General features: G+C 66.1%; 12 protein-coding genes. 6 read left to right on the top strand and 6 right to left on the bottom strand.

All coding sequences use genetic code 11. The features are described from left to right. Position 1 precedes the first annotated feature (1 nt). The 3 genes from QM721_RS04985 to rfbA form a co-directional block, all read right to left on the bottom strand. The gene (locus QM721_RS04985) at positions 2-937 is read right to left on the bottom strand and encodes a glycosyltransferase family 2 protein (protein ID WP_415119583.1); all 936 of its coding nucleotides are present in this window, start codon (positions 935-937) and stop codon (positions 2-4) included. Between the two features lie 209 nt (positions 938-1,146). Then, the gene (locus QM721_RS04980; RefSeq protein WP_415119581.1) at positions 1,147-1,734 is read right to left on the bottom strand and encodes a hypothetical protein; all 588 of its coding nucleotides are present in this window, start codon (positions 1,732-1,734) and stop codon (positions 1,147-1,149) included. Beyond that, entirely contained in the window at positions 1,734-2,594 is an 861-nt protein-coding gene (gene rfbA / locus QM721_RS04975) for a glucose-1-phosphate thymidylyltransferase RfbA (protein WP_415119579.1), read from the bottom strand. The genes QM721_RS04980 and rfbA overlap by 1 nt, the downstream gene beginning before the upstream one ends. Positions 2,595-2,649: 55 nt before the next feature. Between rfbA and rfbB the strand changes: the two genes are divergently transcribed. From rfbB to QM721_RS04960, 3 genes are all read left to right on the top strand, one after another. After that, positions 2,650-3,648: a dTDP-glucose 4,6-dehydratase gene (rfbB, locus tag QM721_RS04970; protein ID WP_415119577.1), complete on the top strand. Its 999-nt coding sequence runs from the start codon at positions 2,650-2,652 to the stop codon at positions 3,646-3,648. Beyond that, positions 3,648-5,030, top strand: a complete 1,383-nt coding sequence (locus QM721_RS04965) for a sugar nucleotide-binding protein (RefSeq protein ID WP_415119575.1) — start codon at positions 3,648-3,650, stop codon at positions 5,028-5,030. Before rfbB ends, QM721_RS04965 begins: the two co-directional genes overlap by 1 nt. Before the next feature lie 497 nt (positions 5,031-5,527). Further along, a complete protein-coding gene (locus tag QM721_RS04960; RefSeq protein ID WP_415119573.1) occupies positions 5,528-6,826 on the top strand; it encodes a DUF1015 domain-containing protein in 1,299 nt (432 codons plus the stop codon). Positions 6,827-6,997: 171 nt separating this feature from the next. On the opposite strand, the gene QM721_RS04955 is transcribed toward QM721_RS04960, so the two are convergent. Further along, entirely contained in the window at positions 6,998-7,882 is an 885-nt protein-coding gene (locus QM721_RS04955) for an adenylyltransferase/cytidyltransferase family protein (RefSeq protein ID WP_415119571.1), read from the bottom strand. Positions 7,883-8,120: 238 nt separating this feature from the next. On the opposite strand from QM721_RS04955, the gene QM721_RS04950 reads away from it, so the two are divergent. After that, positions 8,121-9,494 (top strand): sugar transferase, encoded by a 1,374-nt coding sequence (locus tag QM721_RS04950; RefSeq protein WP_415119569.1) that lies wholly within the window; start codon positions 8,121-8,123, stop codon positions 9,492-9,494. Positions 9,495-9,745: 251 nt separating this feature from the next. After that, positions 9,746-10,615: a D-hexose-6-phosphate mutarotase gene (locus QM721_RS04945; RefSeq protein WP_415119567.1), complete on the top strand. Its 870-nt coding sequence runs from the start codon at positions 9,746-9,748 to the stop codon at positions 10,613-10,615. A gap of 238 nt (positions 10,616-10,853) precedes the next feature. On the opposite strand, the gene QM721_RS04940 is transcribed toward QM721_RS04945, so the two are convergent. After that, entirely contained in the window at positions 10,854-12,869 is a 2,016-nt protein-coding gene (locus QM721_RS04940) for a prolyl oligopeptidase family serine peptidase (protein WP_415119565.1), read from the bottom strand. A gap of 415 nt (positions 12,870-13,284) precedes the next feature. On the opposite strand from QM721_RS04940, the gene QM721_RS04935 reads away from it, so the two are divergent. Further along, a complete protein-coding gene (locus QM721_RS04935) occupies positions 13,285-14,796 on the top strand; it encodes an acetyl-CoA hydrolase/transferase family protein (RefSeq protein WP_415119563.1) in 1,512 nt (503 codons plus the stop codon). Between the two features lie 290 nt (positions 14,797-15,086). Here QM721_RS04935 and QM721_RS04930 read toward each other — a convergent pair whose 3' ends face one another. Beyond that, positions 15,087-15,734: an HAD family hydrolase gene (locus QM721_RS04930; protein WP_415119561.1), complete on the bottom strand. Its 648-nt coding sequence runs from the start codon at positions 15,732-15,734 to the stop codon at positions 15,087-15,089. Positions 15,735-15,761 lie beyond the last annotated feature (27 nt).

Genomic DNA, 15,761 nt, shown 5'->3' with positions numbered 1-15,761 from the left:
GCTACGTGCGCTTGTACTCCTGATAGCGGTAGCCGAAGACACCCGCGGCAAGGCCGGCGCCGCGAGCGAGATTCCTGGCGCCACGGGCACGAAGGCCTTCGTTCCTGGTAGCGAAGCCGACCACCCAGCGAGCTGCTCCTCCGGCGACGCGGGCAATTCCGGAACCGAAATCCCTCAGCTGCCAGCGCAGGCGTTGACCCGAACCCTTGGCGACGCGCAACGAGGTGGCGCTCCAACTCGTCCCACTGCGTAGGGCACGCAAGAGCACCCAGCGCCGGGTCGTTCGACTCGCCGGCACGATGTCGTAGACGACAGCCTCATCGCACCAGGTCATACGACCCCCACGAGCGACCAGCTCGCGGGTGAACAGGGTGTCACTACCGCCGCTGAGGCCGAAGTCGAGGTCGAACTCCAGCTCGAAGCTGCGGATCTCGCGCAGGTCGAGCAGGAGGTTGTTGGTTGCCGCCACGACCACTGGACTCCCCGTGGCCATACGCCGCCGGGTAAAGAAGCCTCCGGAACTGATCCAGCTATCAGGCTCAGAATCGAACTGAGAGACCACCGGACCAACCACTGCCCCACCGTAGGCCTGGTGGGCATCCAGCAGCAACGACAGCCAGCGCTCAACCGGCCGCTCGTCATCGTCGATGAACACCAGGAGATCGCGCTCGCTCGACTCCGTGAGCGCACGATTGCGGGCCGCTGCGATACCGGAGACCGGCTCGACCACATAACCGACCGGCACGGCACTCGACGCGGCGGCCTGCGTCACCACCTTCCGGGCACTAGCGTCTGCATCGTTGTCGATAACGAGCACGTCGACGTCCCAGCCGTCGGCCGTGGCTGTGACCGCTTCGGCCACCAGCCGCGGGATCGCGGCGGCGATGTCGTCCGGACGCCGATAGGTGAGGACGGCTACGCGGACTGAGGGCTTCACCGCTCCACCTGAACGTATCGAAGTGAGCCTACAACACCACAAACAAACGACGACTTCACAGTCGACCCTCCCCCAGAATCCGCTTCGGGAATACCAATCGTCCCGCAGCGGGAGAATAATGACCGGGCTCCGTCCAGAACCTCTCGGTCAGATGATTATTCACCGACCGCCTGACGGTTGCCAATTTCGCTCGAACCAAGGCGGCGGTCTCAGTCTCCGCACACGATCTGGACGATCTGTGTGCTGGCGTCGCGAATGCCAGCGAACGCCTCGTCGTAGACGGCCGCTGAACGACCGAAGGGATCGACGATGTCGTCGCTCTTGCCGCGAGGGCGCGGAGCGAGCGGGCGGCCAGCAATGGCGAGCGGCAGGATCTGCCACAGCCGCTCCCCCGGTGTGAGCCCCGTCGGCAACGCGGACAGATCAAGGGAGCCCAGAACCCGCGCGAACTCCACCAAGGTGAAACTACGACGCACATTGGCAGGAACCAGTTCGAGCACCCGCGAGCGGTGCTCGCGGGTGAGTGTGAGCACCAGGTTGGCCGCTCGCAGCAGATCTGCCGTCACCTGGCGGGCGACGAAGCCGTCCGGGTCCAGGCCGGCCGTCCGCAGGTAGCCCGTCATCTTGGCGTCGAGCGGGTGACCGGCCAGGGCCATCACGCCGGCACTGCCCACATTCACGGTGTCACCCAGGCCCGAGCGGAGCAGTAGCTCAACGGTCGGTGAGCGAGAGATGTTGGCTGTGCAGACGACGAGTACGCGAGGTTCCCCGGCAACGCTCTTCGACAGGCTGGGCATCAGGCCAGTAGCGAAGCCAAATAGTCGCCGTAACCCGACTTAGCCAGCACGGACGCCCGCCGCGCCAGCCCTTCGTCGCTGAGGAAGCCCTGCCGCCAGGCCGCCTCTTCGGGGCAGCCCACCTGCAACCCCTGCCGGGCCTGAATGGTGCGCACGAAATTGCTGGCGTCGTTGAGCGAGTCGAAGGTGCCGGTGTCAAGCCAGGCTGTGCCACGCGGCAAGAGCGACACCTGGAGCTTGCGATCCTCCATGTACACCCGGTTGACGTCGGTGATCTCATACTCACCACGCGCCGAGGGCGGCAACTCGCGAGCGATGCCTACCACGTCGTTGTCGTAGAAGTAGAGGCCGGGCACCGCGTAGTGCGACTTCGGCCGGGCCGGCTTCTCTTCGATCGACACCGCCAGTCCGCTGGGGTCGAGTTCGACCACGCCGTAGGCGGTCGGGTCGGCCACCCAGTAGCCGAAGATGACCGCGCCGTCGATGTCGTTGAACCGCTTCAACTGGGTTCCGAGGCCCTGGCCGTAGAAAATGTTGTCACCCAGCACCAGACAGCACGAGTCGTCACCGATGAAATCGGCGCCGATGGTGAACGCCTGGGCGAGTCCCTTGGGTTCGGGCTGCACCGCGTAGCTGATCGAGATGCCGAACTGCGAACCGTCGCCGAGCAGCCGCTTAAAAGCCTCCTGCTCGTGCGGGGTGTTGATCACCAGCACCTCTGAGACGCCTGCGAAAATCAGCGTCGACAAGGGGTAATAGATCATCGGCTTGTCGTAGACGGGCACCAACTGCTTGCTGCTGCCGAGGGTGATGGGGTGGAGCCGGGTGCCGGAGCCGCCCGCCAGAATGATGCCGCGCATGTGCGGCATTCTCCCATGGGCGGGCAAGGCGCCGCGAACCCATAGGATTGCCCCTATGTCTTCGCTTCTCGTAACCGGCGGAGCCGGGTTCATCGGCAGCAACTTCGTCCGGCACGTCCTGGCCAACACCGACCACACGGTCACGGTGTTGGACGCCCTCACCTACGCCGGCAACGCCGCCTCGCTGGACGGGTTGCCGGCCGACCGGTTCAAGCTGGTGGTGGGCTCGGTGTGCGATGCGGCGCTGGTCGACGAGCTGGTCAGCGACCACGACGTCACCGTGCACTTCGCCGCCGAATCGCACAACGACAACTCGCTCAACGACCCGTCACCGTTCATTCAGACCAACCTGATCGGCACCTACGAGTTGCTACAGGCCGTGCGCAAGCACGAGAAGCGGTACCACCACATCAGCACCGACGAGGTGTACGGCGACCTCGAGCTCGACGACCCGGCGAAGTTCACCGAGAACACCCCGTACAACCCGTCCAGCCCCTACAGCTCGACCAAGGCGGGCAGCGACCTGCTGGTGCGCGCCTGGGTGCGCAGCTTCGGCGTGCAGGCCACGATCAGCAACTGTTCCAACAACTACGGGCCCTACCAGCACGTGGAAAAGTTCATTCCGCGCCAGATCACCGGCGTGATCGACGGCGTCCGGCCCAAGCTGTACGGCGCCGGCCAGAACGTGCGCGACTGGATTCACGTCGACGACCACAACGCGGCGGTGCTGCGCATCATCGACGACGGCCAGATCGGCGAGACCTACCTGATCGGCGCCGACGGCGAGATGAACAACAAGGCTGTGATCGAGTTGATCCTCGAACTGATGTGCCAACCCACCGACGCCTACGACCACGTGAACGACCGCCCCGGCCACGACCTGCGCTACGCGATCGACGCCACCCGGCTGCGCACCGAACTCGGCTGGACGCCCACCTACCGCGACTTCCGCTCCGGGCTGGCGGCGACCATCGACTGGTACCGCGCGAACGAGGCCTGGTGGCGTCCGATGAAGGCGGCCACCGAGGCCAAGTACGCCCGCACGGGTCAGTGATGGCCGCGTTGACCGTTCAGCGCACCCCGGTCGAGGGTCTGCTGGTCATTGATCTGCCGCTGCATGGCGACGCCCGTGGCTGGTTCAAAGAAAATTGGCAGCGGGCCAAGATGGTCGCGCTCGGCCTGCCCGATTTCGCTCCGGTGCAGAACAATATGTCGTTCAACGCGGCCGCGGGGGCCACACGCGGGCTGCACGCCGAGCCCTGGGACAAGCTCATCTCGCTGGCCACCGGACGCATCTTCGGCGCCTGGGTCGACCTGCGGCCCGGCCCCGGTTTCGGCACCAGCTTCACCCTTGAGCTGGGCCCCGACAAGGCGGTTTTCGTGCCACGAGGGGTGGCGAACGGCTACCAGGCACTTGAGCCCGACACGGTGTACAGCTACCTGGTCAACGAGCACTGGAGCCCCGAGGCGCGCGGTGAGTACACCTACCTGAACCTGGCTGACGAGAGCGTGGCGATTCCGTGGCCGATCGCCCTGGCCGAGGCCGAGATCTCCGACGCCGACCGCGCCCACCCGCGGCTCGCCGATGTGACGCCGATGGCGCCCAAGCGCACCGTCATCGTCGGTGCGAGCGGCCAGTTGGCCCGCGCGCTGCAGGCGGCGCTGCCCAACGCGATGGTGCTGGGGCGTCCGGACTTCGACCTGACCGATCCGGCCAGCCTTGAGGCCGTCGCCTGGGGCCAGGTCGGCACGATCATCAACGCCTCGGCCTACACCGCCGTCGACGCCGCCGAGACCGATGAGGGCCGGCGAGCCGCCTGGGCGCTCAACGTCACGGGGCTGGGCCGTCTGGTCGAGGTGGCCCGCCGGCACCGCATCGCACTGGTCCAGGTGTCGTCGGACTACGTGTTCGACGGCACCATCGAGACCCACCCCGAAGACGAGCCGTTCAGCCCGCTCGGCGTCTACGGCCAGACCAAGGCCGCCGGTGACGCACTGGTGGCCACACTGCCCCGGCACTGGATCGTGCGCACCTCGTGGGTGATCGGCGAAGGCAACAACTTCGTGCGCACCATGGCGTCGCTGGCCGACCGGGGCGTCAGCCCGAGCGTCGTCGGCGATCAGTACGGCCGGCTCACCTTCACCAGCGACCTGGCGGCCGGCATCGCGCACCTGATCGCCGTCGATGCGCCCCCAGGTACCTACAACCTGACCAACGCCGGACCCACCCAGAGCTGGGCCGACATCGCCAAGCGGGTCTTCGAGTTGCTGGGACGCTCCGTCGACGATGTCACCGAGGTGACCACCGCGGAATACTTCGCCGGCAAGACGATGGCGCCGCGGCCGGTGCACAGCACGCTGGCGCTGGCCAAACTGGCCAATGCCGGGTTCGAGCCGGCCGACGCCGACGAGCGGCTGGTGCAGTACCTGGGCTGAGCCTGCGGGGTGAAAAGAATGCGCGACCAGGTGAAGGCACGTGAGCCGGCACACAGTCGGTCGGAAAGTGGCCTCGGGCTCTCCTTGATGCCCTAGGCCGGAACTGTGGCCCTCTTGTGCTCGGCAATCCTTAGAACCGAGGGGCGCACATACTCGCCCGTGACCCTCGCGTGCTTGGCGATTGCCTCAGCGGCGCGCTTCTGCGCACGGGTCACGCGCACAACCTTGGTCTTGCCCATGTTCCACCTCTGCTCATCGCTAGCTCAATCATATTGACCCGGCTTCCAAGGGGTCGACACCGACGCTCCGCCTCGAACCGCGGGACTGGCCTTTCAACGGTGCAACTCCTCCAAGGAGGATCCCCATGGTCGGCAGAGTCGAGTGAACTCCCTCGCGTCGGACGACAAGCGCATACCCGAAGTCACCACCGCACTGGGCGATGTCATAGACACTCTCGTCTTCTGCCCTGACCCACATCCTTCGCTAACGTGGCGTTTATGGATGTTCACGCTGCCCTGGCCCACCTCGGAGTGCGTGTTCCTGACGTGCTGCTGCCGACGGGTGACCTGTACCGATGGGCCGTCGTTGCGTGCGATCAGTTCACCAGCCAACCCGACTACTGGCGCCAGGTTGATCAGATCGCTGGCGAAGAGCCCTCGACCCTGCGGCTCATCTTTCCAGAGGTCTACCTCGATCAGCCAGATTCCGAAGCCCGGATCGCGGCGATCAACGCGTCGATGACCGACTATCTCGACGCCGGCCAACTCCGCGAACATCCAGGCACCATGGTGCTGGTGCGCCGCGAGACCCACCACGGCACGGTGCGTTGGGGGTTGATCGTCGCACTCGACCTGGAGCAGTACTCGTGGGCGCCAGACGCCCACACTCTGATTCGCGCCACCGAAGGCACCATCCTCGACCGCTTGCCCCCGCGCGTGAGGGTCCGCGAGAGTGCGCCATTGGAGCTCCCGCACATCATGGTGCTGATCAGTGACGCCCAGCGTTCGGTGATCGAGCCATTGGCCACTCGGGCCAAGGACTTCGAACAGCTCTACGACACGGAGTTGATGCTCGGCGGCGGACGAGTCACCGGCTGGGCGGTCAACGGCTCCAGCAACTTTGCCGGCATCGCCACCAGCCTGCAACACCTGTTGGACGGCCTCGACCCGGCCAACCCACTGCTCTTCGCGATGGGCGACGGAAACCACAGCTTTGCCACGGCCAAGAGCATCTGGGAGAACATCAAGGCCCAAGTGCCGCGTGATTCGTGGACCGATCACCCGGCCCGCTACTGCCTGGTCGAGTTGGAGAACATCTACGACCCGGGACTTGCGTTCGAGCCGATCCACAGGGTGCTGTTCGGCATTGACCGGGCCACCTTCGAGGCGGCGCTGGTGAATCACTGCGCAGCATTCGAACGTGCGCCTGCGGCATCCATCAGCGAAGTCTTAGAGGCCATCGAAGGGCCGGTTCAATCCTTTGGCCTCATTGATGCCTCCGGGCCGACCGTTTACAGCCTCAGCGCCCCTGCGGCCAGCATCGCCGCCGGCACCCTACAGCGCACCATCGACCAGCTAACCGAGTCGGGCACGGCCTCCGTCGACTACATTCACGGCGCGGACGTCACCGAAGAGCTCGGCAGCGCGCCCGGCAACCTGGGCCTGCTATTGCCGCAGGTGAGCAAGCAGTCCTTTTTCGCCTCGATCGTCGCCGATGGTGCACTACCGCGAAAGACGTTCTCGCTGGGTGAAGCGCAAGACAAGCGGTATTACCTCGAAGCACGGCGCATTCACTGACCACACGGCGGGTACCAGGGAGGCGCTGACTTTTCTCTGGTCGAGCGTGTCGAGACCTCAGGCGGAGTGCTCTCACTAGGGGTTTCAACACGCTCAACCGGCGAGGGTCGCTGACGAGCGCTTCCCTAGCTGGCTGGCGGGGTTAGTGCGGCCCGGTCAACACGACCGGTGCTAGCGAGAGGCGAGAATCTGCCGCAGCGCCGTCGATGAGGTGTGTGCCGTGTACGGGAAGTAGTGCACCGACGCCCCGACGCTGGCCATCTCGGCCTCAAGACGGTTGCCCTTGGGTGTGCCCTGCCAGTCGTCGCCCTTGAACAGAACGTCGAAGTGCACCTGATTCCACGCCGCGAGCTTGCTGCTGGAGAAATCGACGACCACGGCGTCGACGATGTCCATCGCCGCGACCACCTGCATGCGTTCGCGCAACGGAACCATCGGGTACTTGCCCTTGGCCTGAAAGAGCGCGTCGTCGGTCACCACACCGACCACAAGGCGTTGGCAGTGCTGGCGAGCACGCTTGAGCAGATTGAGGTGACCGATATGGAAGCGGTCCCAGGCCCCGGGCACGTAACCCAACACCCCGCCGGTGCTACTCAGCCGCGCGGTCTGGCCCAACTCATCGCTCGGCACCACGATCTGGCGCGGCTCGAGCCATTTGTCGACCGGCACTGTGCCCACACTCACATCGGTGCGGCCATAGACGACGTCCCTCGGACCGGATTTCAGCGGGCCGGCCGGATCGAAGATCGCTGCATCTGCCACCTGGCGCATGGCGCCGACGATCTCGACACGCTCAATGGCGGGCACGACCGGCTTACGCCCGGTCAGGCTCACCACCGCGTCATCAGACAGCACCTGCGCAACAACTCGGTCAGTGCGCTCGGCAGCTTGCTGCACCACGTCGACGTCCCCAACATCAACCATGTCGAAGACGGACAGTAAAAAACCCGTTTTCACGTTCGGTTCCCCCCGGAAGTGAACGATCAGCCCCCCGCCAACCGCCTTCGCCCATCTTCTCACGAGTTCGCACCTGTGGCCAAACACCGGGCAGAGCACCTGTTCACACCCGTGCCCACACGGCGACACCCGGCGTTCATGTTGCCTTTGGCTCGATCGTGTGGAAAACTGCCATTCAGTGCTTGGGGGAGCACTTTCGCTGGCTCGGGGGAGCTTGCGATTTTTCCGGGGGGAAATCACCATGACGACTCTGGACGCGTACGTTCAGGCAACACAGGCACGGCTTAGCCAGCGAGCTGGCGGCCGCTCAACCACTACTCCAGCCCAGCGCAAGACGATGCTGGCTGTCGTCGACGTGACCATCATCACGTTGGTAGCTCTGGCGGCACACGCCGGCAGATTCGGTCTCAGCTTCTTCGATGACGGCGCCACCGTCGAGGGCACCGTGTGGCTGTATTACGCGATACCGGCCCTGTGGCTCACCGTGCTCGCGCTGTGCGGAGCCTATTCGCTGAACCACCTGCAGACCGGCATGATCGAGTACCAGCGGGTCGCACTCGGTTCAGCGTTCTTCGCCAGCGCGATCGGCATCGGCTGCTTCCTGACCAAATACGACCTGTCGCGCAGCTTCTTCATCTTGCTGTTCGCGATCGGTGTTCCGGCCCTCCTGCTGGGACGGTTCGCGCGGCGCCATCTGCTCAATCGATTGCACAGCGCGGGCCTGTTCCAGACGCCCGTGCTGGTGGCCGGCTCGGCTCGGCACATCGACGAGATCGCTCAGGTGCTGCGCCGCGAAAAGTGGCTGGGTTACCAGATCGTGGGCGCTGTCACGCGCTCGGAGCTGGATGAGACCCCGGCCGGACTGCCGGTGCTGGGGCACGTTGACGACGTCGTGGACTTGGTGCGCGACACCCAGATCGACGCCGTGATCTTCGCCGAGGGTTCGTTCCCCGACAGCCAGCACTTCAAGCGCATGGCCTGGGAGCTCGAGGAGCACGAGATCCAGATGGTCGTGGTGCCGGCGCTCACCGACATCAGTTCCGAGCGGCTCAACCCGCGCCCCGTGGCCGGTCTGCCGCTGGTGCACGTGGAACGTCCACAGGCGATGCAGGCCTCGCGCTGGGGCAAACGAGCCTTCGACCTGATCGGCTCGGGCCTGCTGCTGCTGGTGGCGGGGCCGATCATTGCGGCGGTCGCGATCGCGATCAAGCTCGAAGACCGCGGCCCGGTCTTCTTCAAGCAGGTGCGGGTCGGGCGTCGCGGTAAAGAGTTCGAGTGCCTCAAGATCCGTTCCATGGTGGTCGACGCAGAAGCCCGCAAGGCCGAGCTCGCCGCCCATGACGAGGGCAACGGGATCATGTTCAAGATGGCCCGCGACCCGCGTATCACCCGGGTCGGGCACTTCATTCGCCGCTTCTCCATCGACGAACTGCCTCAGTTGTGGAACGTCTGGCGTGGCGACATGAGCCTGGTGGGGCCGCGACCAGCCCTGCCGGTCGAGGTGGAACAGTACGACCGCGACGCGGTGCGCCGGCTCGACGTGCGGCCCGGCCTGACCGGCCTGTGGCAGGTATCCGGTCGCTCGAACCTGACCTGGGACGAGACCGTGCGACTCGACGTGTACTACGTCGACAACTGGTCGGTCATGCAGGATCTCTCGATTCTGATGCGCACCGCCGGAGCCGTGCTCGGCTCGCGGGGAGCCTACTAACCCGCCCAATGAACGAGGGCCCTCCCCCCGGCCCTCACCCGGCACTGCGGGATCGGTATTCACCGGTCCCGCAGTGTCTGTGAACGTGGACGTGCAGGGCGCCCTACCCTGCCCTGCCGTCCTTCGGGTGGAGCCTTCCCCCTAGGCTCAGCCCGCTGCAGGGCCGGCTCACCCAGCCGGCCCTGCAGCCTTTTCCGGCCCAACGCCGCCAGGCGTCGTTCTCGGTCAGCGCGCTTGGTTAGGCTCGCACCATGACCGACCTCAGCAGCGCCGCTCCCCTGCCCGGCATCGAGTCGCACCCCGGCAGCGGTCACTACGGCATCTATGACCACGGCGCCCAGGTGTGGGCCTGGCAACCGGACAGCCAACAACCCGTCCTCTGGTTGAGTTCGGCCACCCAACTGGCCGACGGCAAGGCGATTCGAGGTGGCATACCGATCTGCTTCCCGTGGTTCGGGCCAGGCTTAAGCGGCGAGATGACACCCGCCCACGGCTTCGTCCGCACCACGCCCTGGCGGCGCGAAAAACTGGACGAAACCGACGACTCTCTCACTGTGACCTACCTCATCGACCCCTCGATCACCGGTCGCCAGCCACTGTTCCCCTCCCCATACGAAGCCCGGCTCACCGCCCGGTTCAGCGCCAAGCGCCTGGAGGTGTCGCTACGAGTCGACAACCGTGACTGCGAGCCGTTCACCGTTGAGGAGGCACTACACACCTACCTCGCGGTCAGCGACGTAACGGTCGTCACCATCAACGGTCTGCACGGGGCCGCCTACCTCGACAAGGTGGCGGGTGACCAGGGATTCGACAACGAGCAGTCAGGCAGCCTGGTGCTCACCGGCCCGACCGACCGAGTCTATAAATCGGCTGGTCACGTCACCGTGGACGACCCGGGGTACGAGCGTCGACTGATAGTGAGTTCGTCCGGAGCCTCCAACGTGGTGGTGTGGAACCCGTGGTCGAGCGGTGCGGCGACGATCGCCGACATCGGGGCGGGCGAGTGGCAGCGGTTCGTCTGCGTCGAGGCCGCCAACGCCTACGCCGACGCGGTCACCCTGCTGCCGGGTGAACACTGGACGATCAGCCAATGCATCGAGATCGCTTCGCTGGACGATTGAGCGCGCATCGGTGGTCGAGCCATTGCTCCTCGACGCGACCGACGCTGGTTGAACTCGTCGAAACCCCACACCCACGCGACACAGGCGAGGTCTCGACAAGCTGACCAACGCAGGTTGAAGTCATCGAAAATCCACACCCACGCGACACAGGCGAGGTCTCGACACGCTCGACCAACGCTGGTTTAGCGTTTCCTTCGAGCGCTGATCAAGGGGCTCGACGTAGCGCGACCGTCGAGAGTCAGCCCATCAGCACGCGCTCGTAGAACGCCAGCTCGGCCTCGAGTGCCCGCTCGATGGTATCGGCGCGTCGAAAGCCGTGCCCTTCGCCCTCGAACACGATCAGTTCAACCTCCAGACCCTTGGCGGCCACCGCACGCGCCATGGTTTCGGCCTGATTCGGCGGCACCACCTTGTCGTCAGCCCCCTGCAGAATCAGCATCGGGCAGCTCAGGGCGTCGACATGGTTGATCGGTGAGCGCTCGGCGTACAACGCGGACGACTCGGGCCAAGGGCCGAGGAGTCCGTCGAGGTAGCGCGACTCGAATTTGTGGGTGTCGACGGCCAATGCCGCGAGATCGCCGATGCCGTAGCGGCTGCAGCCGGCTGCGAAGGCGTCCGACGTGGTGAGCGCGCGCAGCGTGGTGTAGCCGCCCGCACTGCCACCGCGAATCGCGAGCCGCGAACCGTCCACCCGGCCGGTCTCGGCCAGAAACAGCGCACCGGCCACGCAGTCGGACACGTCGAGCACGCCCCATTGACCGCGGAGGCGTTCAACGTAGTCACGGCCGTAACCGCTGCTGCCCGAGTAGTTCACGTCGAGCACAGCGAAGCCGCGGGTGGTCCAGAACTGCACACCGAGATCGAAGCCGCTCGACGAGAACGCGGTCGGGCCGCCGTGGCTGACCACGATCAGGGGTGGGAGCGCGGGAGAGGGCTCGTGCGGCGGAGTCTCGACGGACGAGGGCTCGACCGGCGGGGGCTCGTGCGGCGGGGTCTCGACAAGCTCGACCAGCGGGGGCGGGGGCTCGACCGGCGGGGGCGAGGGCTCGACCGACAACGGACGCGTCGGTGCGTAGAACCAGCCGTGCACCTCGCCGGCCTGGCCCGGCCAGCTCACCGCCTCGGCGTGACTCACCCACTCGGGGTGCAGCACCCGGGGTGCCGCCGAGCGCACCACCCGTCGCCGGCCCGGAGCCAGCTCGACGATCTGCGTCGGCACGTCTTCCAGCTCTGCCAGCAGCACGATCCGGTCGCCCGAGGCGTCCAGGCTGTCGCAGTCCACGATCTCGGCGGTGAGCGGCAGACATTCCCTGGCGTGCGAGTGGGCACCGAACCCGCAGCCGCCCCCACCGGTACCGTGCAGCAGCATCGGCCGGCTCCGGCCGTCGATACGGGGCCGAATCACTACGTCGCCGTTACCGGTGAGCGCCAACGGACGCCGTCCGAACACCCAAAACGGTTCGGTCAGGTCGGCGTTCAGCCTGGTGAGCTGCACCATGTCGCCGCCTGAGGGTCGCACGTACAGTTCGGAGAACCCCGAACGGTCAGAGCAGAACAGCAGGTCTTCGCCGCGCCACAGCGGGTGCACGGCCGACTCTCGCGGCCCCCCTGCCACCACCACCGAGTCGGCCACGGTGAGCCGCTGTGGGTCGAGCCGCCCAGTCACGATCAGGCAGGAGTCCCAGGGCATCGCGGGGTGCCGCCACTGCATCCAGGCCAGGTGGCCCCCCTCGCTCAGCTCGGGGCAGGCGTAGAAGTCGGCACCGGCCGCGAGCACCGTGCCGCCGTCGTCGTTGGGCCCGGTCAGCCGCAGCGCCACCAGGGTGTTCACCGGCTCGCCCGGCGCCGAATGGTCCTCGCGCACCGCCAGCACCAACCCGAGCCGCGGCAATACCCGCAGATCGGCGAACCGCCAGCCGCGCTGGGCAGGAGAGAGCGCGACCGGCTCGGGGCCGTCCACCCGCAGCAACTGCCCGGACGGGTCGGAGCTGACCACCACCACCCCGTCGCGAGCCGCCCAGGCACCGCCGCCGTACTCGTGCACCCGGGTGCGCACGCTCAGCCCCGGCGCCGCCTCGGCAACCGTGCCCGCACGCTCGCGCATCAGCGCTACCCGCCCCTGTTCGGCCGGACGCCCCTCCGTCCAGTACAGGTCGTCGCCGTCGTAGCGCGGTTCACCCAGCCGCACCCCCGCCACAGCCAGTTCTTGGGCCGACAGCGGCGACCCCCAGGTCTCGTAACGCGTCGTGCCCATGGCCCCACCGTAGAGCGGAGCACGGGCACACGACATCGAACAGCGCTGTTCCGGCACCGAAACGCCGATCGATGCACCCGCCGTTGGGTGGGCCGCATCGAAACCCTTGCCGACGAACGTGGGATCGGGTCTCGACAGGCTCGACCGGCGACAGACCGCGCTCACCCCCGGGTAGCCGACGAACGTGCGATCGGGTCTCGACAGGCTCGACCGGCGACAAACAGCGCTCGCCACCGGGTAGCCGACGAACGTGGGATCGGGTCTCGACAGGCTCGACCGGCGACAAACAGCGCTCACCACCGGGTAGCCGACGAACGTGCATTGCGCCCGTGGCTGCCGATGTCGCCCAAATCCACTCGGCAGAACGACCCGCGTTCTACTATGTAGCGTAGTAGTCGAGCGAGTGAGGAATTCGATGTCGCGGGTTCAGAACCGGCAGTTGCGCAGCAAGATCACGACGGCGGCCGAGGCGGCGACGCTGATCAGGCCCGGCCACAACGTGGGCATGAGCGGCTTCACCGGGGCCGGCTACCCCAAGCAGATTCCGTCTGCGCTGGCCGCCCAGATCAAGGCCGCCCACGACCGCGGCGAAGAGTTCACGATCGGTCTGTTCACCGGCGCCTCCACAGCCCCAGAACTGGACGGCGTGCTGGCCGAAGTCGACGGCATCAACTTTCGCACCCCCTACCAGTCCGACCCGATCATGCGGCGCAAGATCAACGACGGCACCTCGGAGTACGCCGACATTCACCTGTCGCATCTGGCGCCGATGATCTGGACCGGTTCACTGGGCAATCTCGACACCGCCGTGGTCGAGGTCACCGCCGTCCACGAGGACGGTGAACTGGTGCCGTCGTCGTCCATCGGCAACAACAAAACCTTCCTCGACCGGGCCGACCAGATCATTCTCGAGGTCAACAGTTGGCAGTCGGCCGACCTCGAGGGCATGCACGACATTTACTACGGCACCCGGCTGCCCCCCGAGCGCCAGCCGGTGATGCTCACCCACACCGGTGACCGGATCGGCCAGCGCAACTACCGGGTCGACCTCGACAAGGTGGTCGCGGTGATCGAGACCGACGCCCCCGACCGCAACACCCCGTTCAAGGCCGCCGACGCCGACTCGCAGCAGATGGCGGGCTACTTTCTCGAATTCCTCACCCACGAGGTGAAGCAGGGCCGGCTGCCGAAGAATCTACTGCCGCTGCAGTCCGGCGTCGGCAACGTGGCCAACGCGGTGCTGGCCGGACTGGCCGAAGGGCCCTTCGACTACCTGACCAGCTACACCGAGGTGATTCAAGACGGCATGGTCGATCTGATCGACGCAGGCAAGATGAGCGTCGCCTCGGCCACCGCGTTCTCACTGTCGCCCGAATACGCCGAGCGAATGAACACCGAAGCCAGGCGGTATCGCGACAAGATCGTGCTGCGCCCCCAAGAGATCAGCAACCACCCTGAGATGATCCGGCGGCTGGGCGTGATCGCCTGCAACGGCATGATCGAGGCCGACATCTACGGCAACGTGAACTCGACCCACATCATGGGCTCGCGCATGCAGAACGGCATCGGCGGCTCGGCCGATTTCACCCGCAACTCGTTCATCTCGGCGTTCGTCACCCCGTCGGTGGCCAAGGGCGGGGCGATCAGTTGCATCGTGCCGATGGTCAGCCACCACGACCACACCGAGCACGACGTGCAGGTGCTGATCACCGAGCAGGGCCTGGCCGACCTACGCGGCAAGTCGCCCAAACAGCGGGCGAAGCTGATCATTGCCAACTGCGCCCACCCGACCTACCGGCCACTACTCGAGGACTACTTCGAACGGGCACTGAAGGTGTGCAACGGCCTGCACACCCCCCATGACCTGCGCTCGTCGCTGAGCTGGCACCAGCGGTTTCTCGAGACCGGAACCATGGCACCGGCCTGACCGCCAGGGAAACACCGAATCTGCGTGGGTCGAGCCTGTCGAGACCTCACATGCACCGCCGGAACAAAGGGTTTCGACGTAGCTCAACCAACGGTGACCACGGCACCAAATCTGCGCTCGTCGAGCCTGTCCAGACCTCACATACACCGCCGGAACAAAGGGTTTCGACGTAGCTCAACCAGCGATGACCACGGCACCAAATCTGCGCTCGTCGAGCCTGTCCAGACCCCTAGCGAGAGCACTCCCTTCGAGGTCTCGACACGCTCGACCAACGAAAAATCAGCACTTGCTCAAAGGGCCAACAGTTGGCGCAGTTCGCTGACGCTGCGCGCGATCGCGGCAGGCTCGGCGGCGGCGAGTTCGTCCTCGGTGGCAGCCCCCCAGGTGACCGCTATCGGCGTCACCCCCGCCGCATGGGCGGCCTGCAGGTCGACCACCGCATCGCCCACATAGGCGGCGTCGCCAGGGTCGGCGTCCAGCCGGGCCAGCGCATGCAGCAGCGGATCAGGTGACGGCTTGTGCCGGACGGTGTCTTCTTCGGTGGCCAGCAGCGCGATGCGCCCGGCGAGCCCGGCGCACTCGAGGCTGACCAGCGCCGAGGAGCGACGTTTCGAGGTCGCCACCCCGAAATTCCGCCCCGACGACTCCAGATCGTCGATCAGTTCGTCCACGCCCGCGAACGACCGCACGTAGGCCGCATGGTTGGCCAGGTTCCAGTCGAGATACTGAGCCATCAGCTCGTCCACCCGGTCGGGCGCCAGCTCAATGAACGTTTCCCGTAGTGAGCGACCGATCCACTGCCTGCACTGGTCGGGCGTGGCCGTCCAGCCGAGCACCTGCGAGGTGGTTCGTTCGAACGACGCAGTGATCAACGGCACCGTGTCGGCTAGGGTGCCGTCGAGATCGAACAGAACGGTTCCATAAGCCGTAGAATTCACTGGTTCACCCTACCGGTGGGCGCGAAT

It is taken from the genome of Micropruina sp., from assembly GCF_047602085.1.
GTDB lineage: Bacteria > Actinomycetota > Actinomycetes > Propionibacteriales > Propionibacteriaceae > Micropruina.
This window is presented reverse-complemented; position numbering and strand designations above follow the sequence as displayed.